The 23052-nt window shown below is 67.7% G+C and carries 14 protein-coding genes, 2 tRNA genes and 1 pseudogene; 8 read left to right on the top strand and 9 right to left on the bottom strand.

Annotation, left to right across the window (positions count from 1 at the left end):
• Together ACTMTJ_RS32485 and ACTMTJ_RS32480 are read right to left on the bottom strand one after the other, a co-directional pair.
• Positions 1-212: pseudogene (locus ACTMTJ_RS32485) on the bottom strand (DoxX family protein); the annotation flags it as partial.
• A 29-nt stretch (positions 213-241) separates the two neighbouring features.
• On the bottom strand, positions 242-790 hold the full coding sequence (locus ACTMTJ_RS32480) for a sigma-70 family RNA polymerase sigma factor (RefSeq protein WP_441222462.1): 549 nt from the start codon (positions 788-790) through the stop codon (positions 242-244).
• Positions 791-925: 135 nt separating this feature from the next.
• On the opposite strand from ACTMTJ_RS32480, the gene ACTMTJ_RS32475 reads away from it, so the two are divergent.
• The 3 genes from ACTMTJ_RS32475 to ACTMTJ_RS32465 are packed head-to-tail and all read left to right on the top strand — an operon-like array spanning position 926 to position 4419.
• A complete protein-coding gene (locus tag ACTMTJ_RS32475) occupies positions 926-2575 on the top strand; it encodes a copper resistance CopC/CopD family protein (protein ID WP_441222461.1) in 1650 nt (549 codons plus the stop codon).
• An 11-nt stretch (positions 2576-2586) separates the two neighbouring features.
• The gene (locus ACTMTJ_RS32470; RefSeq protein WP_441222460.1) at positions 2587-3276 is read left to right on the top strand and encodes a YcnI family copper-binding membrane protein; all 690 of its coding nucleotides are present in this window, start codon (positions 2587-2589) and stop codon (positions 3274-3276) included.
• A gap of 51 nt (positions 3277-3327) precedes the next feature.
• Positions 3328-4419, top strand: a complete 1092-nt coding sequence (locus ACTMTJ_RS32465) for a hypothetical protein (protein WP_441222459.1) — start codon at positions 3328-3330, stop codon at positions 4417-4419.
• Between the two features lie 192 nt (positions 4420-4611).
• Here ACTMTJ_RS32465 and ACTMTJ_RS32460 read toward each other — a convergent pair whose 3' ends face one another.
• Entirely contained in the window at positions 4612-5844 is a 1233-nt protein-coding gene (locus ACTMTJ_RS32460; protein WP_441222458.1) for a glycosyltransferase family 87 protein, read from the bottom strand.
• Positions 5845-5908: 64 nt separating this feature from the next.
• Between ACTMTJ_RS32460 and orn the strand changes: the two genes are divergently transcribed.
• Together orn and ACTMTJ_RS32450 are read left to right on the top strand one after the other, a co-directional pair.
• Positions 5909-6499: an oligoribonuclease gene (gene orn / locus ACTMTJ_RS32455; protein WP_441222457.1), complete on the top strand. Its 591-nt coding sequence runs from the start codon at positions 5909-5911 to the stop codon at positions 6497-6499.
• Between the two features lie 89 nt (positions 6500-6588).
• Positions 6589-6661 (top strand) — tRNA-His (locus ACTMTJ_RS32450).
• Between the two features lie 628 nt (positions 6662-7289).
• Here ACTMTJ_RS32450 and ACTMTJ_RS32445 read toward each other — a convergent pair.
• Both ACTMTJ_RS32445 and ACTMTJ_RS32440 read right to left on the bottom strand, forming a co-directional pair.
• Positions 7290-8507, bottom strand: coding sequence for an Ig-like domain-containing protein (locus ACTMTJ_RS32445; RefSeq protein WP_441222456.1), 1218 nt, complete (start codon positions 8505-8507; stop codon positions 7290-7292).
• Between the two features lie 166 nt (positions 8508-8673).
• Positions 8674-9906 carry an Ig-like domain-containing protein gene (locus tag ACTMTJ_RS32440; RefSeq protein WP_441222455.1) on the bottom strand — a complete coding sequence of 411 codons (1233 nt, stop codon included), beginning with the start codon at positions 9904-9906 and terminating at the stop codon, positions 8674-8676.
• 206 nt (positions 9907-10112) lie between these two features.
• On the opposite strand from ACTMTJ_RS32440, the gene ACTMTJ_RS32435 reads away from it, so the two are divergent.
• The 3 genes from ACTMTJ_RS32435 to ACTMTJ_RS32425 all read left to right on the top strand — a co-directional run bounded on the left by ACTMTJ_RS32435 (position 10113) and on the right by ACTMTJ_RS32425 (position 12749).
• A tRNA-Lys gene (locus ACTMTJ_RS32435) sits at positions 10113-10185 on the top strand.
• A 939-nt stretch (positions 10186-11124) separates the two neighbouring features.
• A complete protein-coding gene (locus ACTMTJ_RS32430) occupies positions 11125-12183 on the top strand; it encodes a hypothetical protein (RefSeq protein WP_441222454.1) in 1059 nt (352 codons plus the stop codon).
• Complete coding sequence (locus ACTMTJ_RS32425) at positions 12180-12749, top strand: flavoprotein (RefSeq protein ID WP_441222453.1); 570 nt, start codon at positions 12180-12182, stop codon at positions 12747-12749. Before ACTMTJ_RS32430 ends, ACTMTJ_RS32425 begins: the two co-directional genes overlap by 4 nt.
• A gap of 1204 nt (positions 12750-13953) precedes the next feature.
• Here ACTMTJ_RS32425 and ACTMTJ_RS32420 read toward each other — a convergent pair.
• The 4 genes from ACTMTJ_RS32420 to ACTMTJ_RS32405 all read right to left on the bottom strand — a co-directional run bounded on the left by ACTMTJ_RS32420 (position 13954) and on the right by ACTMTJ_RS32405 (position 23008).
• Positions 13954-14406: a hypothetical protein gene (locus ACTMTJ_RS32420; protein ID WP_441222452.1), complete on the bottom strand. Its 453-nt coding sequence runs from the start codon at positions 14404-14406 to the stop codon at positions 13954-13956.
• Between the two features lie 92 nt (positions 14407-14498).
• Positions 14499-15509, bottom strand: a complete 1011-nt coding sequence (locus ACTMTJ_RS32415) for a polymorphic toxin-type HINT domain-containing protein (RefSeq protein WP_441222451.1) — start codon at positions 15507-15509, stop codon at positions 14499-14501.
• A 267-nt stretch (positions 15510-15776) separates the two neighbouring features.
• Entirely contained in the window at positions 15777-16163 is a 387-nt protein-coding gene (locus ACTMTJ_RS32410) for a hypothetical protein (RefSeq protein ID WP_441222450.1), read from the bottom strand.
• A 5-nt stretch (positions 16164-16168) separates the two neighbouring features.
• On the bottom strand, positions 16169-23008 hold the full coding sequence (locus ACTMTJ_RS32405) for a polymorphic toxin-type HINT domain-containing protein (RefSeq protein ID WP_441222449.1): 6840 nt from the start codon (positions 23006-23008) through the stop codon (positions 16169-16171).
• Between the last annotated feature and the right edge of the window lie 44 nt (positions 23009-23052).

Raw genomic sequence — 23052 nt, 5'->3', positions numbered from 1 at the left:
GCCCCGATCACCTTGGCCAACTCGTACGGCATCACGTCGTACGCGTTCACAGCCCGGCCCGACCCGGCAAGGTCACCGACCTTGGCGCCGCCGGCGACGAGCCAGACGGCGGCGAGGCCGAGCCGCACCAGCGTGCCGAGCCACGGTCGCGCGGTATGCCATCTGCTAACAGATGTGGGCGAAACGGGCGGACTCGCGACGGTCACATTCATTAGTCGTCCTACGGTCTGGGGAGGTTCCTTCAGCTGGCGAGTGCGTCGCCGAGCGCGTCGACAAGATCGGCGCGGGCGCGGGCCACCCGGGAGCGGATCGTGCCCACCGGCACGCCCTCCACGTCCGCCGCCTCCACGTACGACAAGCCGAGCACCTGGGTCAGCACAAAAGCGCCACGCCGCTCGTCGGGCAGCCGCCGCAGCAGGTCGGCGGCGCCGAGCTGGGCGGCGGGGTCAGGGTAGGGGCCGTCGGTGTGCGCCTGCGCGGCCAGCCGCTCGTCGAGCCGGCGGCGGCGGACCATCGTGCGCACGTGGTCGGCGCAGGCCCGGCGAGCGATGCCGAGCAGCCACGTGCGGGCGCTGGAGCGCCCCTCGAAGGAGGGGAGTGCCCGAAACGCCCGCAGGTAGGTCTCCTGCGTCAGATCGTCCGCGCTGGCCGGATCGACGAGCGCGGCGACGAACCGCCACACCTCGACCTGGGTGACCCGCACGAACTCCGCCTGCGCGGTCTGGTCGCCGTCGCGGGCAGCATCGACCCACTCGTCGGCGGCGTGGCCATCACGCTGGGCGGGAATCACGGCACCTCAGGGTACGCGGAGTTGCTGGACAAAAGATGTGTGCCCCACCGGGAACTTTTTCCGCGCCCCGACCGACTACATACCCATGACCGGCTATGCGACCCGGCTCGCTTTCGCGCGCCCGGCTCCGAAATCATGGCCGTCATGACCCGCCGCCTCCCCCTGATGCTGCTGGCCGTGATCGCCGGCGGTCTCGCCACGCTCGCGCTCCCGGCCTCCCCCGCCAGCGCCCACGCCGTGCTCGCCAGCAGCAACCCGATCGGCAACTCCGTGCTCCAGGCCGCGCCTGCCGAGGTCGTGCTGACCTTCACCGAGTCGGTGCGCAAGGTGCCCGACCGGGTACGCGTCATCGGACCCGATGGCAAGCGGGTGGACCGGGGCGACGCCAGCTTCGACGGCGCGGTCGTGACGATCCCTGTGCAGCAGACCGGCGCGCAGGGCACCTACCTGGTCAGCTACCGGGTGATCTCGGCTGACAGCCACCCGGTGTCCGGCGGGTTCACGTACTCGGTGGGCGCCCCCTCCACCACGCCGCCGAGCGACACGGGCGAGCAGGAGGGCGAAAACCAGGTCGTGGCGACCGGCGTGAAGGTGGTGCGCTACCTCGGGTACGCCGGCCTGGTGCTGCTGGTCGGCCCGGTGCTGGTGATCAGCCTGCTGTGGCCGGCCCGGCTCGCGCGGAGCGGCCCGTCGAAGGTCATCTGGACCGGCATGGGGTTGGTGACGCTCGCCACGGTGGCCGCGATCTGGCTCCAGGTGCCGTACACCGCCGGCGGCGGCCTCCTCGACGTCGATGGGAGCGGGCTGCGAAATGTGTTGTCCAGCACATTCGGCACCGCTCATCTGATCAGGCTTGGCCTGCTCGTGGCGATCGGCCTGCTCTTGCGACCGCTGCTGCGCGGCGAGACCGGGCGGGTCGACCAGATCCTGCTGGCGGTGCTGGGCGGCGCGGCGATCCTCACCTGGCCGATCGCCGGCCACCCGGCCGCCTCACCGGTCGCCGCCGTCTCGGTGGTGGTCGACGCGGTACACCTGACCAGCATGGCGGTGTGGCTGGGCGGGCTGACCATGCTCCTCGCGTTCCTGCTGCGGCAGGCCAACGAGCGTGAGCTCGGCGCCATCCTGCCTATCTGGTCGCGGTGGGCGGCCCTGGCGGTGGGCGCGCTGGTGCTGGCCGGCACGGTGCAGGCGCTGATCGAGGTGGGCACGCCGGACGCGCTCGTGTCGACCACGTACGGCCGACTGATCATCGCGAAGGTGGCGCTCTTCGGCGCCGTGATCGGCGTCGCGGCGTACTCGCGGAAGCTGGTCCTGCGCCGGATGGCCCCCGGTGAGCCGCGGCGGCTGCGCCGATCGGTGGGTGTCGAGTTGGGCATCACCGCCGTGGTGCTGGGGCTTTCCGCGGTGCTGGTGCAGACGACACCCGCGCGCACCGCCTCCGCGAACGAGGAGGTCGGCGGGTCTGGCTTCTACAGCGCCATGCTCGACAGCAACCTCTTCAAGCTCCAGGTCGACGTCGACCCGGCGAAGAAGGGCAACAACTCCATCCACCTGTACGCGTACGACAAGAGCAACAAGCCGCTGCCGGTGGTGGAGTGGAAGGGCACGGCCGCGCTGCCCGCCAACGACGTCGCGCCGGTCGACATCCCGCTGCTGCCGCTGACCGACAACCACGCCACCGGCGAGATCACCCTCCCGCTGGAGGGCGACTGGCAGCTCAAATTCACGGTCCGCATCTCCGAGATCGACCAGGCCACGGTGACCGCCACCGTGCCCGTGAGCTAGAAGGGTTCCCGATGAAACGCGTTGCTCTCGTCCTTGGCGCTGTCGCCGCGTTCGTGCTGGCGGCGGGAGCGCCGGCGTCGGCCCACGTCACCGTCAACCCGCAGGAGGCGGAGAAGGGCGGCTTCGCGCGGCTGGCGTTCCGGGTGCCCAACGAGAGCGACACCGCCTCCACCGTCAAGCTCGAGGTGGTGCTGCCGGAAAACGCGCCGGTCGGCTCGGTCTCGACGATGCCGGTGGCCGGGTGGACCGTGGCGGTGGAGCGGCGCAAGGTGGACCCGCCGCTCGACGTGCACGGCACCCAGGTCAGCGAGGTGGTCTCGAAGATCACGTGGACCGCCGCGGCGGGTGGCGGGGTCAAGCCGGGCGAGTTCGCGGAGTTTCCGGTGTCGATGGGGCCGCTGCCGGACACCGACAAGATGGTGTTCAAGGCGCTGCAAACCTACTCCGACAACGAGGTCTCCCGCTGGATCGAGGAGCCGCAGCCGGGCGCCGAGGAGCCGGAAAACGTCGCGCCGGTGCTGACCCTCGTGGCCGCTGATGCCGCGGCGCCGTCCGCCAGCCCCGACGCGGCCGCCGCGCCGGCTGACGATGACGACGGCGACGGACCCGCCCTGATCCTGGCCGTGATCGCGCTGGTGGCGTCCCTGGCCGGGCTTGTCCTCGGCGGCCTCGCGATTGTCCGGGGCCGCCGGGCGTCGTGACGCCGGCATGCTCGTTCTCCCTCATAAGGGGCGTCTTCGAGGGGAACGGGAATGCGGATCGTGCGTACGGCGGCTGGCATGCTGCTGCTCACCATCGGGCTGCCGGTGCTGCTGGTCGGCGGTGCACTGTGGACAGCCATGCAGCACCGCGACGGGGGCGGGGCGTTCAGCGGCCGCGTCGAGCGGATCACCACGCCCGGCCACGCCGTCGTCGTACCGGATCTCGACGCCCTCCTGCGCCGCGACGCACCGTTCACCCGCGCGCGTGACACCCGCCTCCGCGTGACCGCCCGCACCGAGGCCGGCCCCGCGCTGGTCGGCATCGCGCCGGCCGAGGAGGTGGCCCGCTACCTGGCCGGCGCCGCGTACGCCCAGGTCGACCGGGTCAGCCTGACCAGTGGCCCGCTGCCGGTGGGCGTCACGCCGGTCGAGGGCACGGCCGTGCCCGCCGCGCAGCCCGCATGGCGGCTGGCCGGGGCCGGCGCGGTGGCGTGGGACTCCGCGGAGGTACGCGGCCAGCGCCTCGCCCTGGTCGTCATGCACCCGGACGCGAGCGCCGGGATGACGGTCGACTTCCGCGTCGAGGTGCGCCCCGGCTGGCTCGCCCCGGCGACGTGGGGCCTGCTGGTGGCCGGCGCGGTGCTGATCCTGCTCGGCATGGCGACGCTCGCCTGGCCGACCCGCCGCCCGGCGCTCGCCCGCCCGTCTACCCTCGCCGACGTCGCCCCCGCGCCCGCCACACCTCCCACGGCCGTCCTGGAGCGCCCGCGGCCCGCCTGGGCCGCGCCCACACCGATGCCCGTACAGCCCATCCTGGCCTGGCCACCCCACCCGAGCGTCGCGGTCACCCCCGCCCCGCTACCCGCTCCCACTTCCCCGGCTGTCCAGGCGACTAGCCAAGACGTGCCACTCGATCGGCGGCCGGCGCTCGATCCGGCCGACGCTGGCCTCGCGGTCGAGCCGGCCGAGCCGGAGCCGGTCGGCGCGGATCTCCCCGGCTCCGCCGACCTGGCCACGGCCCTGGGCACGCTGGGGTCGGCATCCCGCTCCACCCGCCGGCGTAAGACGGCGGCCGGCCTACCCACCGATGTCGTGGCATCGCCACCGGTCGCCCCACCCGTTGCCCGCCGGACTCGCGATTGACCGCCCGGCCGGAGGCGATAGGTGACCGCGACCAACGGCGGACGGGTGAGGCCGCGGGAGCACCGTCCGGACCACGACGGGCGTCGCGGTAGCCCAAACAACGGCGACCAGCCCTCCGCATGCCGTTTGCGGAGGGCTGGTCTCACCGGGGGAAACGGTGTAACACGGGGGAGCTTGTCTGTTAAGGACAGATTAGCCCACTCGGGCGTGGCTAGGTAGATCTGTCCATTTCGCCCCACGCCTGCGATAATCGAGCACCCCGCTACGCACCGGCAGCACGGCGATCAACACGAGCGCGAGCAGCACATACGCGTTGCGGCGGAGAAACTCGCCCACCGTGTCGGTCGGCAGCGGGGTCGCGCCCCAGTCGTCAAACGAGACCACGCCGCGCAGCAGGATCAGGAACCCCGCCGCCGCCAGCCCCAGCAGCGCCAGCCGCGGTCTCAGGTCGCGTTCGCGCAGGCCGGCGTCCACTAGCACGACGAAAGCGGGCACGAACCAGTACACGTGATGGGTCCACGCGATCGGGCTGGCCAGCGCGCCCACCAGCCCGGCCAGCGCGAGCCCGGCCACCTCGTCACCAGCCCGGGCGGCCTGGGCGGCGCGGCGGATGCCGTAGCCGGCGATGAGCACGACAAGCCCGAACCACACCACCCGGCTCGGCTCGCCGGGCAGCGCGGCGCGGCCGAGGAGGCCGAGCAGCGACTGGTTGCCGGTGTAGTCGGTGCGCCCGACCCGCTCGGTCGACCACAGCTCGTGCGTCCAGAACTGCCACGAGTCTCGCGGCGCCATCGCCGCCGCCAGCAGGGTCGCCCCGGCCGCCGCCACACTCGCCGTGATCGCGGCGCGCCAGCGCCGCGCGGCCAAGAGATAGAGGATGAAGATTCCCGGGTACAGCTTGAGAGCCGTCGCCAGCCCCACGCCCACGCCGGCCCAGCGCGAGTTTCGGGGTACGAGCAGCAGCAGGTCGCCGAGGACCAGCAACACGAGCAGCATGTTGATCTGGCCGAACGTGAACGTCTCGCGGGTCGGCTCGATCGCGAAGACCAGCGGGATGGCCAGCCCGGCGACAAACCAGGGTGGCTGCCCGTGGCGAAGCGCGACGGGGTGCACGAGCCACCAGGTGGTGACGCCGATCGCCACCGCGGTGCCGATCAGAAAGATAACGATCGTGGCACCCATCGGGATTTCGGCGAGTGGACGCAACAGCGCGGCGGCAAAAGGCGGGTACGTGAAGTAGAGCTCGCCCTGCACCCGGTCGGGTTGGGCGTAGTCGTAGAGCGGGTGGCCGTCGGCCCACCAGCGCATCGCGCTGACGTATATGCGCAGGTCGAAGAAGTCGTGACGGTTGCCGTACCAGTCCAGGAAGATGGCCACCGCGGCGGCGAGTGCCGTGACGGTGGCGATCCGGATGGCTTTCGGCATGTTCAGCAGCGTAACGGCGCTTCGGCCAGGGTGACGGAGGGCCGTCGGCGCGTAGGCTGAGCCCGTGGCTGATCTTCTGGTCTGGATCGACTGTGAGATGACCGGGCTCGACCTCGGCAAGGACGCGCTGATCGAGGTGGCGGCGCTGGTCACCGACCCTGACCTGCACGTGCTCGGCGAAGGCGTCGACGTGGTGATCCACGCCGATGACGCGGCGCTGGCCGGCATGCCCGACGTCGTCCGCCAAATGCACGAAAAGTCGGGCCTGACGGAGGAGGTCCGCCGCTCGGCGGTCACGGTCCCCGAGGCCGAAGACATGATCATGGAGTACATCACCCAGTGGGTGCCCGACCCCCGCAGCGCCCCCCTGTGTGGCAACTCGATCGCCACCGACCGCGGCTTCGTGGCGCGCGACATGCCGCGGCTCGACGCCCACCTGCACTACCGCATGATCGACGTCTCGTCCATCAAGGAGCTGTGTCGCCGCTGGTACCCCCGCGTGTACTTCGGGCAGCCCGCGAAAGGCCTGGCCCACCGCGCGCTGGCGGACATCCGGGAGAGCGTCCGCGAGCTGGAGTACTACCGCCGCACGATCTTCGTGCCCCTGCCCGGCCCCGACGTGGAGGCGGCCAAGGCGATCGCCGCGACGCTGTAACCGTCCCGGCACCCTGTCGACGGATGTGGCCTGGGTATGGCTATCATTGGTCGGCGCACCGCACCGGCCAGTCCGGCGCGGCTGACGTGGTGGCTGTAGCTCAGTTGGCAGAGCACCGGGTTGTGGTCCCGGGTGTCGGGGGTTCAAATCCCCTCAGTCACCCTCTTGTTTGATCTCCGTTTTCGCAGATCAGGCCCCGTCTCGCGACGGGGCCTGATCGACCCTTCGTCCCGCCGCTGAGATGCCGTTGTTCCGGCATATTTGCCCGCGTCCGTGTCTGGTAGCGCGCCGTATGCTCCGGCGGGCACCGCTCCCGGCCGGTTCCGCTGCTGGTCACGCTCGAGTGCAGCGCCTCCGGCGTGGGCCTCGGACTTGCCGCTTGCGGCTTTCTGCTGGGATGTGTCCCGGAGGCCCAGCTCGGGTCGGAGGCTGCGGGGCAGCGTCCGTGGCGAAAACCGCCCCTATGGGGGCAACAAATCGCCACGGACGCTCAGCCGACGCACCCTTCGCCCGTCGATCCTCCGCGACCGATCTTCCGATAGGTGAGGTCGGGGCTGATCATTGATACGTGGCTGTAGTCCGGGCTACAGCCCGAGGTTGTGTGGCCGCACCCCCGCGACCCGCAACGGAAGCGCCCGGCCCGAGACCGCCGCACTGAGCCGTGACCAACGGCGGACCCGGCAGCGGACGGCCGGGGTTTCGACGAGCCCTCAGGCGAGGAGCCGGCCGGGAGCGGTGCCCGCGGGAGCATACGGCCCGCAACCAGACGCGGACGCGGGCAGAAAATCCTTTAGCCGTTGTAGGGAATCGCGCTGCCCTTGACGTACTCGTCCCAGCTCATGTTCCAGTCGGTCCAGCCGTTGCCGTTCTGGAGCTTCTCCTCGGTGTTCTTCACCGTGACCACGTCGCCGATGCGGGTCTGGCCGAACAGCCAGCCGCCCATCGCCTCGGAGACGTTGAGGCAGCCGTGCGAGACGTTGACCCGGCCCTGCTTGCCCTCGGACCAAGAGGCGGCGTGGATGAACTGGCCGCTCCAGGTGAGGCGCTGCGCGAAGTCGATCGGCGTGCGGTAGCGGTTGGCCGGGTTGGGGTCGTCCATCGTGTCGAAGATGGTCTTGCGCTGCTTTTCGATGATCACCATGGTGCCGCTGGCCGAGGGCGTGGCCGGCTTGCCCAGGCTCACCAGGATGGTCTTGATGACCTTGCCGTCCTTGGTGACGGTCATCTTCTTCGTCTTGTTGTCGACAGACATGATGATCGACGGGCCGATCTTGATGTCGACGCTCACGTCGGCGCGGCCGTAGTAGCCGTCGCCCATCGGCAGCCCGCCGGTTTGCATCTTGTACGAGATCTTGGTGCCGGCCTGCCAGTACGTCTTCGGCCGGTAGTGCACCTCGGTCGGGCTGGTCCAGTGCCAGATGCCCTCTTGCTGGGGCGTCGAGGTGACGAAGAGGCGCCGCTGCACATCGTCGCGGTTGTCCTGGGGCACCTCGCGACCAAACCGCACGATGATCGGCATGCCCACGCCCACGACCTGGTCTTCGCCGAGGAAGCTGGAGACCCGCACCACCTTGCTGGGCTTGGCCATGGTGGTGAACGTGCTGGTGGTGGCGGCCGGCTTGCCGTCCGAACCGGTGGCGTTGACCGTCACCGTGTACTTGGTGCCGTAGTCGAGCGCCCCGTCGGGCAGCCACGACTTGCCGTCTGCCTGCATCGCGCCCTTGACCGTCTCGCCGCTCGCGCTCTTGAGCTCGACGGTCGGGTTGGTCGCGTTGTCCAGCGTGAACGCGATGTCCGTGGATGCCGGCACGTCCTTGGCGTCAGCGGCCGGGCTGGTGATGGTGCCAGCCTGCTTGGGACCGTCTTCGGACTGCTGCTGACCGCCGCTGTCGCCGTTGCCCTCCCAGGAGGCGGAGGGCTTGTCGTCGCTGCACGCGGTGACGAGGGCGAGGGTGGCGGCCAGCGCCGTCGCGGTCAACGTGCGCCATGCGGCCTGTCGGCTCGGCATACGTCGGTGCTGTCGCGTCGCTGCCATGGTCTCCTCGCAAGTTATCGATGCCCCTGCGCTCATTACCCAGCCGCAGAGGTCAATCCTCCTCTAATGACGTCCTCGGCCAAATCACGGTTTCGTGCCGTGGCATTGACCACTGAATTTTGCCCCGTTTTATGCGTATTTACTGTGTTACGGGGAGCGCGCTGCCCTTGATGAACTCTTTCCAGCTCATGTTCCACGCGGTCCACCCGTTGCCCGCGCCGAGCTTCTCCTCGGTGCCCGTCACGGTGACCGGATCGCCGATCTTGGTCTGGCCGAAGAGCCAGCGCGCGTTTTCCGTGGAGACGTTGAGGCAACCGTGCGATACGTTGGTGCGCCCCTGCTGCGGCACCGACCACGGCGCCGCGTGGATGTACTGCCCGCTCCAGGTCAGCCGCTGCGCGAACGCGATGTCCACCCGGTAGCGATCGGCCGGGTTGGGGTCGTTGGTGGTATCGAAGACGGTCTGCTCCTTCTTCTCCATCACCACCATGGTGCCGCTGGCCGAAGGGGTGCTCTTCTTGCCCAGGCTCACCGGCAGGGTCTTGATCACCTTGCCGTTCTTCAAGACCGTCATCTTCTTGGTCTTGTTTTCGACCTTCATCTCGAACCGCTCACCGATCTTCGCGGTCGCCTTCCGGTCCGTGTCCCCGTATCGCCCCTTGCCCATCGGGTGCCCACCGAGCGCGATCCGCGTCGTGATCTTCGTGCCCGGCTGCCAGTACTCGGGCGCCCGGTAGTACGCCTGCGTGCCGTTGGACACCCAGTGCCACGCGCCCGGCTGCGGCGGGTCGGTGCTCACGAACATGCGCTTTTGCACCGCCGCCCGGTCCTTCTTCGCGATGCCCGGACTGAACTCCACGACCACGGGCATGGCCACGCCGTACGTCTTGCCGTCGAAGAGGTACAGCCCCGTGCCCACCCGGCTGCCCGGCTGCCCCATCGTGGTGAACGTCGTGGTCTTGGTGGCCGTGCCGCCATCCTTTGCGGCGACCACCGTCGCGGTGTAGGTCTTGCCGTACTTCAGCGGGCTGCTGGGCACCCAGGCGGAGCCGTCGTCGCGCATCGTGCCGGACACCTTGGCGCCACCCGCCTCGGCCAGCGTGACCGAGGTGACCTCGCCCCCAGCCAGCTTGACGCCGATCTCGGAACTCACCGGCAGGTTCTTCGCGTTGGCCGCCGGCGTGATCGAAAACGCGAACGCCGCGGGCTGCGGCCCAGCGCTCGGGCTGGCATCGGCACTGGCGGAGGGCCCGGCCGTGGTGCCGTCGACGAACCGGGGCGTCTCGCCGCCGCCCCCGCCACATGCGGCGAGAGCCAACGGAGCCAGCACAGCCAGCACGGCAGCCTTCACCAACCCCCGCGTGCCCCTCATGTCAACCCCGTTCGGTGTGTGTGGCTCGTGAACCCCGGCGTGCGCCTGCGCTTATGGTGCACTACGCGCGCAGCCACCGGTGGCCAGTCCAGCACCCTGCCAGATCAAGAACGTGTGTCGCTTCCGCCAACCGGTCCGGCGTGGCTGGGCGAACCGGTTGGAAGGGCGATCGAGGGCCGTGTTAAGGTTGCTGCCGTTGTCAGCGAGCGCCGCTAGCTCAACTGGCAGAGCAGCGGACTCTTAATCCGCGGGTTCGGGGTTCGAGTCCCTGGCGGCGCACATATGATCAAGGCTCTGACCTGGTGCTTCATGCCGGATTGGAGCCTTTTTCATGTCTACTGTGGACCGATGGGTGATCTGTGGGTGATCTGTAGCTTCCGGCCGATCCCCGCGCCGGCTGACATCGTCGATCATGCCGCGACACGTCGCACCAGACGGGTACGGGCGGACCCGGGACGGTAGCGGTTGGCGATCTCTCGGCGCGCGGTCCAGCAGGCTGCACGAAACCGCGCGGACGCCGCCTCGGCCCGTTGAGCCGCCGCCCGGAGGGCGGGAGCACCACCGCGTTCGCGTCGATGGTGAGCAGCTCAGACCGGTCTGGACCGCCGTTCACTTGGCAACGTTCGTCGGTCAGCCTGGACGCGGGGCGGCCTAGCAACTGCCGTTTCCATGACATCCGTCGGCCGTTAGCCGCGATGCGCCGTTGTCGTGTCGTGTCCGCCGGCTGGCTGGCCTACCGTCGGGATGTGGCCGCCCTACCCATCGAACCCTTCTGGAAGAGCTCGTCCGAACCGACCGGTGGACGATCGAGGAAACATGCCACGCCTTCGAACGGAAGGCACGCGAGCTCGGAGAGCAGGCTAGCCTGTCGCCCCGCCAGCTTTCGCGCTGGATGAGCGGGAACGTGGACAAGCCGCGCCCGGTGATGCAACGTGTGGCAGAAGCCTTCTGGGGTTGCAGCCTTGACGCGCTGCTCGGTCCTCCCGCGGCCGGGCCCCGGGATAGCGACCGGTGCGGCGGCGTCGCCACCGGGTCGCGGGAAGTCGCGGCGATCGAGGTAGCTGAGCGTGTGTTCGCTTCCTGGAGGCCTCAAGCGATGCTCACCTGACTTTTGGACTCGCATCGCATGGTCAGGTGCGGCGTCCGGATGCGGCACGTGGTGATCTTCCCCGCCCACGTCTGCCGGATACTGGGAGCGGCGGTGTTGTCGAGCCAACGATGGAAGGCGACGTGCATCGACGTGGCGTGCTGGGATTGGGAGGCGCCGCGCTAGGTGCTGTCGCGGTCCCGGCGTCCGGTCCGGTCGACCGGCTCGGCGGTGTGGCTCGCGCGCTTACGTCATACAACCTGCTGAACGGCACGGCTGTAGCACAGACCCCGATCCCGCCGGTCGTGGAACTGTCGATGGCCGCAGCGAACGCCAAGCGGGACTATCAGGCGTGTCGGTACGCTGCCGTGCTCGACGTCCTGCCGCGCCTGTTGAAGTCGGTTCAGCTTACTTGCTCGACCGCCTCCGGGGACGCCTCAACGAAGGCTTGGGCGCTGGCGGCGTTCGCGTACCAGGTGACCGCCGGCGTCATGCTCAAAGTCGGCGACCTCGGCTTGGCCGCGCTCGCGGCCGACCGGGGTATGGAGGCCGCGATACGAAGCCAGGAGCCGATCGTCCTGGCCGCCAGCACACGCGCCGTCACACATTGGCTGATGTCGGGCGGTCATGCCGCCCACGCCAAGGAGCTAGCGGCCCAAGGCGCCGCACGGCTCGACGCCGACGTACCCAAGCCCGGGCCGAATGCCCTTTCCGTCTACGGTGCCCTTCTCCTGCGGGGTGCCGTTGCCGCCGCTATCGCCGAGGACCGGTCCGGCGCTTGGCAGCTGCTCGATGAGGCCGAGCAGGCTAGCCGGCGGCTTGGCCACGATGACAACGCGCAGTGGACCGCATTCGGACCGACCAACGTCGTACAGCATCGGGTCCACATAGCGATGACCCTGGGCGACGCCGGGACCGCTATCGATCTGGCCCGCCGGGTCGATTTGAGCCGGATACCGCTAGCCGAGCGCAAGGCTGGGTTGCTCATCGACACCGCCCGAGCCTTCGCCCAGTGGGGCAAACATGAGCACGCGCATCAGGCGTTGCGTACGGCGGAGCAGATCGCGCCGGAAGAAATCCGTACCAGCGAAACAGTGCGCCGCCTCGTTCGCGACCTCGCGCTGACCGCCCCACACACCGTTCAGCGGGCCGTAGGCGAGTTCGCCGAACGGACAGGGGTAGACGTGTGACAGAGCCGGCGACGCGTCACCTCGTAACGGTCGTGGTCTGCGGCGCGGGGCCCGCACCGCAGGTACATCGGTTGGTCGAACTGGCGCAGGCCCGAGGATGGGCCGTCGCCGTCACCGCCACGCCGGCCGCGCTGGCGTTCCTGGACGTGCCGAAGCTTGAAGAGCTGACCGGCAATCGGGTCCGCAGCGAATACCGGAAACCAGGCGAGTCGCCGACCCGCTCGCTGCCCGAGGCGGACGCGGTCGTCGTCGCGCCGGCAACGTACAACACGATCTGCAAGCTCGCTCTTGGCATCAACGACACCTACGCTCTGGGCACACTGGCGGAGGCAATCGGACGCGGCGTGCCCGTGGCGGTGCTGCCGTTCGTGAATACGGCACTGGCCGCGAGGAAGCCGTTCGCGGCGGCGGTTGAGTCGCTGTGCTCCGAGGGCGTAAGGGTGCTGTTCGGTCCGGGTAAATGGGAGCCACATTCGCCCGGAACTGGCGGAAATCGCATCGACACCTTTCCATGGGGGGCCGTCCTGGATGCGGCCGAAGTTCTCCCGTTAACCACCCCAGGCTGATACTCGCTCTCACCAAGTGGCAGCCCGCGGGGGAGTCGAACCATGCACGTCCGCGACAGATAGCTGCCGCAGAGCGCCGCCGTAGAGCAGCACGACGCAAGCCCTCCACGCGCGTCGGGACCCACAGACGGCGGCCGCCGCGAAGGAAGTGTACGAAGACGTACATCGTCGACGGTGGTGCTGCGGCCGGCACCGAGGTCGAGCTGCGCCGGACGACCCCGTCGGGCAGTGGCTGCCCGAACTGCACACGAACAGGACCATGATCACCATCCGTGATGAGCAGGAATAGGCGCCCGGATCGCGGCAGAAGAGGATGCCAAGATCACTCGCTTGGACGTCATCGACACGCCGCCGACGTCGTACGCGGCTGGGGCAGATCGGGCTGCTGGCAGGACCGGCCGGCAGGGCATGATGCTCGAATATCGAGCGAGCGTATTGCGGCCGTGGACGACCATGGCCCGGCAACTTCTGGCTCATCCGATCGATGGATTGTATGGCGGCAGGACGACAACGGCCATCAGTTTGAAGTCGCGCGGAGGGACTCACGCGCGGACGCCGAAGACCTCGCAGCAGCGATGGAGGCGCGGGGCCACAAGCAGTTGTACTGGGTCGCCAAGGCAGACGAATAGCGGCATGTTAAACCCTCGGTTCATGGGGCAACGGCGGCTCACGGAGTCTGAATACCTCGGTAGCGGGCCGACGGCGACCGGTGACGGTGACGGCTGGAACATGCGCCCCGACCTGATGGCGCGATGCGCTAGATGCGGCGACTTCGTCTCCCTGGACCCCACGGAGTACGGAGAGTGCCGATGCAGAGCCCTGCGCAAGGATCCGGACGCCGGGCGCTTCGGATCGATGCTTGGGGACGCCGCGATCGAGATCTACCGTCGTCGGCCATAAGCTTCAGCTAGCCTCGTCGACGGCGAGACCGTCGTGGACGTGCCGGCGAAGTTGTCCGCCCGGGTGGTGCGGTCGACACCGGCCAGGGCCGTAAGACCGATCCGGTCGATGCCACAGCGTTGCCGTAGCCGGCCTACGCAGCCCCTTGGGCTGCGCCAGATCCAGATCGAACGACATGACAGTTCGCACTGCAGCTGCTGGGGACCCCCGCCGCGACGAACTAGGACAGGCCCGCACTGAGACCGTCAGCCGGGTCCACCAGCTCCTACTCGTCCGTCATTGCTCGGGTCGTCGTCGGCCGCGATCAATGGCGAGAACTCGCTAGCACGAATCCCTCGCCGTCGTATGCGCCGACCAATACGCCTTTTACTACCACTTGTCCAGACTTTAGCAGATTCGGAAATACGAGTTCCGCAACCAAATTAACTTTGGGCTCCAAAATAAATGCGTTGTACATAAACGACGGATCAGCCAGCCGCAGCGTCCTTTCGACGAGATTGGGGCCGCTGTTAAGTGGTCGGACCGAATAGATCTCGTCGCCGCTTATAGCTACACTCAGATCTGTTTCACGAATTCCTGGGTCCTCGGGACGCCAAAGCGGTAGCTCAACGACCAGGACGGCTTCCGGATACGCCCGGGCAAGTAGCGCGGCGATCTCGCGCATGTCGGATCCGCCTAGGCCGCCGTTACCTAGATTGAGCGCACGGTCGATTGTTGTGCCTTCGGGGACCAATGCAACCGTCGTCATTTCGTCCAAGAGAGGTATCGAAGCCCTCGCTAGCGAGAGCCCCTCTCGCAGACTTGCTCTCACGTACTCGACGACATCAATGCTGATTTCCGCTACTCGCGTCACTTTTTCGGCTCAACCCTTCCGTCTGGGAATATACGGTAGAACGTCCCATCGGGGGCACGGTAGTCGTAGTGTGGCCCGATCGGCGCGGGGTGGCCGAGGTCAGGATGCAGCGTTTCCTTGGTATCCGGTTTGAACCAGACTCCTCGGTTGGGTGTTCCAGGGTCGCCTGGACCACGCCATTCCCAACCCTGCCCAGGTGAAACCGACCCATCCTGCCAATTTGGCCTTCCTGACGTCGGTCCAATCTTGGGTGCGCCACCGCCAGCTTTGGGCCCACCGACGGCACCATCCCCGGGGCAATTGTGAACGAGGACTGAACTGCGGCCTGCCAAGACGTAGAAGGTGTGGATGTCTTCGACGGTCAGAGTGTAGGCGATGACCGAACGACGAGAGTTCTGGTTCAAGCCGTTGACCAGGACCGTGTTCCCATCTGCCGTCGTCAGAGCGGCTTCCACACCGAGTTCATCGGCGCGCGTCCATCTCTGGTGCACCGCGTCCCAATACAGGTGGTCCTCTGTAGTGGTTATGGTGCCGCTGCTGACCGAGAGCGCAAGCACGTCGTCTTCGTGCGTCCACAGGTGGGTAACTCGCTGCGGCGCCTGCTCTCCTGTTTCTGGATCGCTGGCTAGGACGAGGTCGCCGACCTTGATCTCGTTGATGGGGCGTACGCTGCCGTCGGCCATCAGCACCCGTGTCTCTCCAGCGAAACTACATCCGCCGGCGCCGCGGAGGCCGCCTCGTCCCGGCACTACATAGCCTTGCATAGCCGGGCCTTCTGCGGCGTACAGATCCGCTGCTCCGCCTGCGGCAACTAGCCAGAGTTCGTCGTCGGTTTCGATGTAGCCGTTCGAGGAGGCCAGATAGATGGCCTTGGCGGTCCAGAGTGGGCTGTCCTGCGGGTCCGGTAGACCACCCGGGTACCGCCAAGGTTGTTCGCCTAGCGGCACCATTGCGAGTGCGCCATCGTTCGCACTGAGGTGCTCGCCAAGCAGGGCGAACGTCCCCATGGTCGGGTCGCCCGACCGGCCAATGCACGCACCGAGTTACAAGACAGCCCTTAGGCTGACATAACAACCGTTATCGGCCTGCAGGCCGCCGCTGCTCGGCACCCGGCCCAATCATGTCCGCCCTGCTGCGCCTGCCACGTCGCTGTGCGGATGCCCGGCGACCCCCGGTCGCCGATGTTTACCTGTTGGCAAGCATGCCTGGACGCTCACAACGAGCAAACAGACGATGTGTCACTGTCAGTTCTCTAACTCCTGCCATATTAGCAGCTACCAATCGAGGAGCTCCGGAGGCATGTCAGGGTCTTGATGAAAGACAGCGTCAGATTCTCGGCTTCGGCGAAGCTCATCTTGCTGGGCGCTGAGCAATTCGATCAGTTCATGACCTCTCTCGGTGCGGATTTCATCAGCCGCCACCTGATAGCGATCCCATGTGATCGACAGAGCCTCCTCGTGCTTCCTCGCCAAAGCGGCCAGATTCCACAATTCAGCCGAAGTTGAGGTGGGCTTTCGACCATGCACCCACTTATTGTAACGCGCGTTTTCGGCAGCCAACTCCCCGGCAGCCTCAACTAGGTCCAGCCCAACCCTTGCCGAGGCCATGATTTCCGAAAGCAACGCGGTCAGCCCTTTACTTTCGGGGGTTCGGTCATCCACCCAGATCACCCAACCTTTCTTCCGTTGCGTATCAGCCAGCGTGCTAGCCCGGTGGATGTATCTGGGACATCCACACCGCCCGCGCGTAGCACGTCGCCACAGTATGTCAAACAGCTATTCGTTTCCACGTCATAAGGTCCTTGCTCACGACCTATCGTGTCATCCTGATAGCGCTGTGCGCCGGCCGCATCCGGAAGGTCTACCTCAATTCGTCGAGCACGGGGGGACACTGGATCATGGAAGTAGTCGGGCCGGGTTCCGGTACCCGGAGCGCCCCAGCGGTGTGTACTAACCACTTGACCATCGACTTCGACATCAATTGACGCGTGACCGCCTTCCCAATTCACCGTAGCTTTGCCGCCGCAGTTGTGAACGAGCACCGGCGTGTTGGCGACAATCACATAGTAGGTGTGAAGTGTATCAACGGTGAGGTCATGCATGATGGCGAGGCCGCCATAGGACCGGGACGCCAGAACGATGACTGTTGATCCATCGTAGGTACGAAGCCGCTCGCCGGCTCGGAGGCCCTTGGCGTCCACCCATGCCCCACGGTCTTCGCTCCAGAACGGATGATGCTGTGTCGTTTCGAGCGTATTGATCCCGCCGTCGGGAGTCGTAACGGTGAGGTCAGTTAGATCGGTGTCGAGGTTGGTATGTGTTTCGACAACGTCGCGGAGCTCGACTTCGCCTGTTTCGGGATTCTCAGCGACTACCAGGTCACCGGTCGTCACCTCCGCAATAGGTTTGGTGCCCTCAGCGAGAAGAACCGGGGTGGCTGGATCAAAGCTGTGTTTGCAACCTTTTGGCCCCTTAAATCCACCTCTTCCTCCCGCTGCGATGAGAGCTGCTCCGATGGCCCCTTCCGACCAGCTTTCGGCGGCCTTTTCGTAGTCGCCTTTGATGATGTGGCCTGGGGTTTCGATGAGGTTGCCGATGGCTTCGACCGGTGCTTTGACGAGTCCAACGACGGAGTCTTTGTAGTTGGTGACGTAAATAGATCCGATGTCGAGGGCGGCGTCAAGGGCGGACATTTCGCCGGTCAAGACGCCGTTGACGTCGTGGTAGGCGCGGGCGTAGCTGCTGGTGATGGTGTTTACCGCGCCGAGGAAAGGATCGACCACTGCGTTGGTGAAGCCCTTTTTGAGTCCGCTTCCGATCTGGCCCCAAAAGCCCTTCTTGCCGCCGCCTCCGCCATTTCCAGAGCCGCCGTTGCCGCCGTTGCCGCCGTTGCCACCGTTCCCGCCGTTCCCGCCGTTCCCGGTGGGTGGTGGCGGGGGTATCGGGTCGTTGCCGATCTCGGAGAAGCAGCCTGGCGAGTCGGTGAGGCAGAGACCTGAGGGGTCGCTGTGGGTGACGGGCGTGTTGTTGGCGTAGCTGTAGCCGTTCCACTGCTGCGGATCGCCCAGGTCGAGGATTGGGTCGACGGAGATGAACCGGCCGATCTTCGGGTCGTACTCCCGGGCGCCGAGATGGGTCAGGCCGGTGTTGTCCATCGTGCCGCCGACGAAGCCTTTGTCCATTGCGGACGGCCAGGTGCCGGTGGTGGTGCCGCGGGTGTCGCCGAAAGGCAGGGTGCGGCGGCGGGCCAGGCTGAGATCGGTGTCGTTGAGAGCGGCTTCGGTGGTGTTGTGGTGGTCGCCGGCGAGCCAGGTCAGGCCGGTGAGCGTGCGCACGGCGATGGCGACGCCGAGGTGTGTGTAGTAGCGGGTGGCCGAGGCGGCCCCGGTGGTGGGCGAGCGGACTTCGGTGCCGTTGGGTAGATAGAGGGTGGCGCCGGTCGGGTCGCGGCGGATGAGGCGGTTTCCGTCGGCGTCGTAGATGTAGCTGGTGTTCTTGCTGTTGTCGGCGACGGTCGCGAGGTGGCCCTCGTTGTCCCAGGTGAGGGCTTGGTTCGCCGGGGTGCCGGGCCGGGAAATGGTGTCGCCGGTGTTGTTGTAGGCGTACGTGTCGGTGGTGTCGGTGCCGGTCGGGTAGTCGTGTGCGACCGTCTGCACGGCATGCGGGTGGCTGCCGGGAGCGCCGCCCTGGGCAGGGTAGGTGTAGGTGTGTGTGGTGTCGCCCGCGCTGGCGTGCCAGGTTTCCTTGGTGCGGCTGCCGGCGAGGCCGGCTGGGCCGGTGTACTCGTACGAGTGCCAGTAGGGTGCGGGGCCGCCGAGCTGCGCGACCGCGGGTGTGCCGCACGCGGCGGTATTGGGAGTCCATGCGTTGGTGAGGCGGCCTAGGTAGTCGTAGGAGTAGCACTGGGTGTCGGTGGCGCCGCCGGCGGGTTGGTCGGCGATGGTGATGACGTTGCCGGCGTCGTCGTAGGTGTAGGTGGCGTTGAAGACTTCTGGCTTGAGCTCGGGGATGGCGTTGGCGTTGGTGAGCCGGGCGGTGTTCTGGTCGATGGTGTAGGTCAGCCAGGTGTGGCTGCCGTCTTCCCCGAGCGTCCGCTGGGTGAGCTGGCCGAGCTTGTTGTAGGTGGCGTCGGCGTAGATCTGCGCCGCGGACAGCAGCCCGTCGGGCGCACTGACCTCGTTGTACGTGGTGGTCAGCTTCTCCGAGGGCAGGCCACCGGCGGCGGGCAGAGTGGTAGTAGCGACCTGGCCGTCGTTGCGGTAGGTCGCGGCGTAGGTGTAGGTGCAGGGAGTGGTGCCGCCGGCGGCGCAGAGGGTGCCTTGGCTGGCCGGGACGGTGATTTTGGTGCTCTTCGGTCGGCCGGCCACGTCGTATTCGCCGACCTCGTTGACGTATGCGTTGGTAGAGCCGGCGGGCTCGTACCGGATCGACTTGGTGAGCCTGCCGACGCCGTACTGGAGAGTGTCGTACACCCACTCGGCGCGCTTGTTTCCGGTGATGCTCCCGTCGCGGACGGTCGTTTTCCGGCCGAGGTTGTCGTAGGTGTACGCGAGCGTGATGCCGCGGCTGTTGGTGACGGTCGTGAGTTGCCCGGCGGCGTCGTAGGTGGAGTTGGTTTCTCCCCGGTCTGGGTCCTCGTCCTTGATTTTGTGGCCGCGCTGGTCGTAGGTGTAGCGCCAGGTGTTGCCGGCCGGGTCGGTGACGGTGGCCAGCTCGCCGCGGTCGGTGTACGTATACGTCGTCGCGTCGAAGGTTGTCGCGGTGTGGGAGTGGTACTGACGCGCCTGGCGGGTGCGGTCCCGGCCGTCCAGCAGGGTTTCGCTCTTGGTGCCACCTTCGGGGGGTGTGACAGCCTTGCGGTCGCCGCCGTACCAGGTGGTGGTGCGCCACTGTTCGACGCCGTTGACTTTGAAGATGGCGGCGGTGATGCGGCCGGCGGCGTCGTACACGTTCTCGGTCAGCGCGGGCACTGCGGGCGTGCCGGATCCGCCGACCAGGGTGGTGTCCGGCGGGGCATTGGTGGTGTCGTAGTACGGGTTCGAGGTCCATTCGACGAGGCCGCGGGAGTCGTAGACCGTGTCGGTGAGGGTGCGGCCCCCGCCGGGCGCTTGAGTTTGGGTCTGCCGCTGGCGTAGTAGGCCGTCGTACAAGGTGATCTGTGTTTTGTAGGTGCTGGTGCCGTACGCGGTCAGGGTTCTGGTGGTTACGGCGGTTGGCGCGTCGTTGCGGACCAGGTAGAGGTACTCGACATTCGGTGTGGTCGGGTTAGTGGCCTTGGCGCGGCCGGGGAACCAGACCTTGGTGCGGCGGCCGAGGCCGTCGTAGGTGAGCTCGCTGACCGCGCTGTTCGCAGTGTCGGTGATGCTCACCGGCAGGTGCCAGGCGGTGGCGTAGTTGGTGGTGGCGGTATGCCCGGCCGGGTTGGTGGCGGTGGTGGAGGTGACCGGGCCGGCGGTGGCCGGGGTGTAGGCGGTGGTGGCCTTGCGGGATAGGGCGTCGTAGGCCTCTTTGACGCGGCCGTTCGGGTCGTACTTGGTCCGGGCGGTGGTCACCCACTGCGGGGTGGTGCCGATCCAGGAGTCGATCTCCTCGACCTTGGCGACGTCGGCCTTGACCGGCAGGTAGGTGTTCCAGTCGTTGGTCTCGAGGTCGTAGGTGATTCGCTGGCTGGACAGCATGTCGCCGGGCAGGGTGGGGGTGGTGGCGCAGTTGACGCCGACCTTCTCCACCTTCTTTACCTTGTCCAGGATCCAGGCGGTCTCGTTGCGGGCGTACTGGGTGCGGGTGCAGATGTCGTCGGCGGCGGTGCCCTCGTCGCCGAGGTCGTCCACCTGCGTGGGGAGGTTGTCGGCGTTGTACGTCGTCACGGTCTTGGTCCACCGGGTCGTGCCGTTCCACAATGGAGTCCGGGTGCGGACGGTGCCGACGTTGGTCATCCACGACTTCAGCGGACCGGAGGTGGCTTTGGGGCCCTGCTTGACCGGTGTGTTGATGGTGCCGGTCACGACCGACCCGCCCACGCCGAGTGTTTTCTGCTCTCGCAGCATGCCCGCGTACGCCTCGTGGTCCTCGAGAGCGACGCCTTGCGAGTCGGTGACCCACACGTCGCGGGTGCCGTTGTTTGGTTGCTTGTCGCCGTCCATGCCGCGCAGGTACAGGTAGTCGGCGACGGTCTGGACACCGGACTCCAGGCCCTTGCGGACCTGGACGTGGCCGTAGCCGCGGAACTGGCTCCACGTGCGCTTCTTCGGCTTGATCAGCTCGGAGTCGTCGTAGTGCCAGGCCGGAGTGTCCAGGTAGTCGTAGTTGACTTGCTCGTGCGCGAACCCGCCGGTGTTGTCGTACACGTCGACGCGCTCGACGACGTACTTGTGGAACCAGTCCAGCGTCGGTTCCTCGCCGTCCGGTCCGTACCACTGTGGATAGCACCGTTTGGTGTTGGCGTGCGCCGCCGGCAGCGCCGTCCGGACGCATTCCGGGTCGCTGTAGGTGAGGGCGATCTGGGCACCGGTCTCGGTGGTGATGGTGTTGATGCGGTACCGGAACAGGTTGGTGCGGCCGTCGGCGGGACCGTCGACCCGGTTGGCGAGGGCTTCGGCGCCGGGGTCGAACACGATTTCCGGTTGGGTGACTTCGCCGCCGCCGGCGGTGGTCACCTTGCCGGTTCGGGTGATGCCGGCCAGCCACATCGGCTTGCCCTCGTTGCCCCCGGACTGGAGGTAGGTGTGGCGCAGCGTCACCCACTCGACGTCGTTGAAGGTGGTGCCACTGCCGGAGTACACCTGGGCGCGGATCCGGGACAGCCGCTTCTGCGTCCAGAAAGTGGGAGCAAGCTGGTCGGTGCAAGGCGCGGCCTTGCAGTACTGGTCCCACGGAGTGTCCAACCAGGACGCCGCCACCGGGTCGGTGCCGGACCAGCAGTTGCTCTCGCAGCGTTCCGCGACGTCGAAGAGCAACCGGGCCGCGGCCTGCACCGTGGACGCGGCGTCGGCGCGGTTGCCGTACTCGATCCGGGTCAGATAGCCGCCCCGGTCGTAGGTGGTCCGCTTGTCGACGTCGCCGTCCCGGGCGTAGGCGCCGGTCTCCCGCTCGTAGAAGTAGGTCATGGTGTTGCCGTGCGGGTCCACGACGTAGTCGAGGTTCCACCGCCATCCCTGCGTCCGTCGGGAGGCCACGTAGTCTCCGGCCGTGTAGCCGGGCTCGTCCGGGTGGTTGCCGTAGACCGGCACGGTCCACACCGACTTGGTCGCGGTCGCGGCCGAGGCGCCGCCGGGCCCGGTGTTGCGGCCGAAGAAGTACTGGGTGCCGTCGACGGTGGTGACTTTCCAGTACTCGCCGTCGTCGTCGCTGTTGCCGAACGACGTGTTCTTCAGCAGCTCGATTTTCGAACCGTCGTCGGACACGCCTTTCCAGGTGTTGCCGGTCGACTTGACCAGCTCGGTCCCCCGGCCGTTGAGGGAGATGGAGGCGCTGCCGTCCGGCTTGTGCCAGCACATGTCACCGGTGTTCAGGGTCTTGTTGTTCGGGTCGACGCCGCCGACCGCGTCCTTGTCCTCCCCGCACGCCTGGTACTGCCGCTCGATATAGCCCGGCCACAGGTCCCACCCGTCACCGACCCACGAGCCCTGCGTGTTGGTGCCGCCACTGCGTCCATCGAGTGAGCCCGACGAGTAGGACAGCGCCACGGTCGGTTCCGGGCCGCCGACCGCTGGCACCATCCGCACCGGGTAGGACCAGGCGAACGAGCCGGTCTGTTGCGCCACCTGCCACGTCGAGGCCGGGGTGAGGCTGGTCGCGCTGTAGTCCCCGTTGTCACCGGACGCGCCACCCGTCAACGCCACCATCGTGGCGGTGGCGGCGACCGGGACAACCGCGGAAACCGTCTTGGCCGTCTGATCGTTGCGGCTCGGGATCGGCCTACCGTCCGGCAGCGACACGATCCGCAACCGGGATGCCCAGTCCCCGCCATACGCACCAGCGAACGACGAGTAGTCCACCCGCAGGGTCACCGCACCGGCCGACCGCACACCGTCGGCGCGGCCGACCTTCAGCGCCACACCGGAGACGCCCACCCTCGCGGCGGTACCCCGGTCGAGGACCTCGACGGCGACCCGGCCGACCGTCGGCGTGGGAACGGTTCGCTTGTTGTCCTGGCCGGCGGGAGTCGGTGCGGCCGAGACCCAGACCGGCAGGGACCCGGCCCGTGCCTCCGGTGCACGGGAAAGGTCACGCGCCGAGATGGCCGCGGCGGCCAGGTCGGCCGTTGCCGAGCCCGGCGCCGGCCAGGCGACCATCGGGGGCGCCTTGACCTCACGGCCGGCGGCAGTCCACGTTGGACGGTGCTTGGCCTTGACCGGGGTCACCGCTACCCCGGTGACGTCCTTCGGCTTCGGCGGCTGCCACGACGGCGGTGCGGCCACCGCGACCGCGTTGAGCGCCACGGTGGCGGCCACGACGGCAGCGACGACTCCCGCCGCGCGTCGCGCGAACCGGCCCGCCACGGTCATCGCCGTTCCCGCGAACGGACGTGAGCTACGCACAGCGCCCACGG

Source organism: Phytohabitans sp. LJ34, from assembly GCF_052068095.1.
Lineage (GTDB): Bacteria > Actinomycetota > Actinomycetes > Mycobacteriales > Micromonosporaceae > Phytohabitans.
Note: the sequence above shows the minus strand (reverse complement) of the source record. Positions and strands in the feature narration are given on the sequence as shown.